Raw genomic sequence first — 1,871 nt, 5'->3', positions numbered from 1 at the left:
AACCAGGAGATGTTGAGATGAATCAATCATTTTGTTGGACGTGTGAGTCCACCGGGCCGGCGTTGTTGCCGGTGCGTTATACCGTGGTGCCCGATAATGTTTCGGAAATCTTGCCGGCGTGGGCGGAAACGCCAGAACCCTCGGCACCGGGCTATCATTATGCGCTGCGTGCCTTACGGCAGGGGTTTTTGTATGTCTATTATGCTAATGCCGGATTAGATGAACCGGAGAGTTGGGAGGCTTGGAGCGTCAGCGAGGATGGCGCACTGTGGCAACAGTTTAGTGCGCCTTTTGGTGTCTCTCCCAAGAAAACCTCGGATTGCCGTGCGCCGACCCATCTGAGTGCCAATATGGAATTTATTGCGTTAAGGGATATCGCCTTGCGTCAGGAGACCTGGCTGGCTTTCACGCCCTCGGCGTGGAGCTGGGAGACCATCGAGTATTATCACAACAACCGCGAAGCACGGGAAAAGCGGATGCAGTGCGTGAAACCGTGGCAGTGGCGCGGGGTGCCGGAAGGGGTGGGGATTGYTCAGGCGACGGTAGAGAACCTGGATGGAGTCATCGATTACTGTCTGGGCGACAATGACTCCGGCAAATATGTTTTGCCCTGTAATCCGCAAGCGGCGCGTATCAGCGGGACAGTGAAGGAAGCGCCTTACTACAAAGTTTATCACCATGCGGTGAGACCGCAGGGCACCTTGTATCCGTGGAGTAAAGCGCGGGCGGGGTGTGCGGATATCACGGTCAGGGCGATGCAAAAGCGGGGCTTGGACGCGGATGGCAAGCCGGTCTCGCCGGTGTTAATCGCGTTACATGATCCGATCGGGATAGTGCATGAATTAGCGGGGTGGGGTGATGATATCATCGGGGCGCATAAAACCTGGYTGGATGAATTGTCGATTGAGTTTATGACTGAAAGTTCACTGAATGGGGTGGAGAATCAACTGCGTCAATTGAAAACCGCCAATGAGAAAGAACGCATTGATGACGATATCAGCGCAGTCGTGAAGATGGCCTATGGGGCTGTTTCCAAACAGGAGTTGGCAAACCTTAGAGAGAGTATTACCCGCAATACGATCAAATCAGATAAYGAMGCGTTTGCCCGTGATTGGGGGAAATACACGGCAGAGCTGAATCTGGCGAAACGACAGGCATTTAACCAATGTTATGCTGATTTTTGTGCCGAMGTGGCGAAAGAGCTGGAACAGCTGGCGCAGTTCAGAGTGAGCTGGTTAAAACAGAGTCGGTTTATCACCTGTTGTCAGGACTTTCATTCCCCCCGACTGGAGGACAACCTCAATTATCGCGAGGCGGTGGATTATGCCCTCGCTGCGCTGAATGTAACCGAAACGGGCAGTGCCTTTTTAGATGCTCAAATCGATCAATATTCCGCGCTGTCACCGGAAAATATTGTCTGGCGCTCGTTATTGCTGAATAACCCGGACGTGATGAAAGAGATGGACGGTTTTTTACAGCAGATGAAGCTGAATAAGGGGAATGAGAAACCGGCGGACATCTCAGCGTTTATGAAAACGGTGCCGATGCTGAGTGGAAAACTAGTGGAAGCCTACGATAAAGCGAATGAAGTGCTGGAAAAGCCGCCCAGATCCAACAGCACCTTTGCCCGGGCGATGCTGCATTCTGACCGGCGACTGGTGACGTTGGGCGACCGGTTCTTTAATTTTACCCGCTTAGGAAAAGTGCTGAATAGCACCAATGAAATGCTGAGTAAGGGGCTATTCTCGGTGATTTCAGGGGTGCCGTTTGATCAGGCGGTTGATTTGTCGGTATCACAACTTAAGGAGGGTAATGCGTTTCGGCAACAGGTATTGGAGAGACTTAAGAGACCGGGTTCTGAGGAGCGGTTG

At 52.3% G+C, this 1,871-nt stretch carries 1 protein-coding gene; it reads left to right on the top strand.

Features of this window, described 5'->3' with window-relative positions; translation table 11 throughout:
- Positions 1 to 17: 17 nt before the first annotated feature.
- On the top strand, positions 18 to 1,871 hold a 1,854-nt coding region (locus D3222_RS24320; protein ID WP_118988331.1), incomplete at its 3' end, for a T6SS effector BTH_I2691 family protein.

Source organism: Photorhabdus sp. CRCIA-P01 (assembly GCF_003545805.1).
GTDB classification, from domain to species: Bacteria; Pseudomonadota; Gammaproteobacteria; order Enterobacterales; family Enterobacteriaceae; genus Photorhabdus; species Photorhabdus antumapuensis.
Note: the sequence above shows the minus strand (reverse complement) of the source record. Positions and strands in the feature narration are given on the sequence as shown.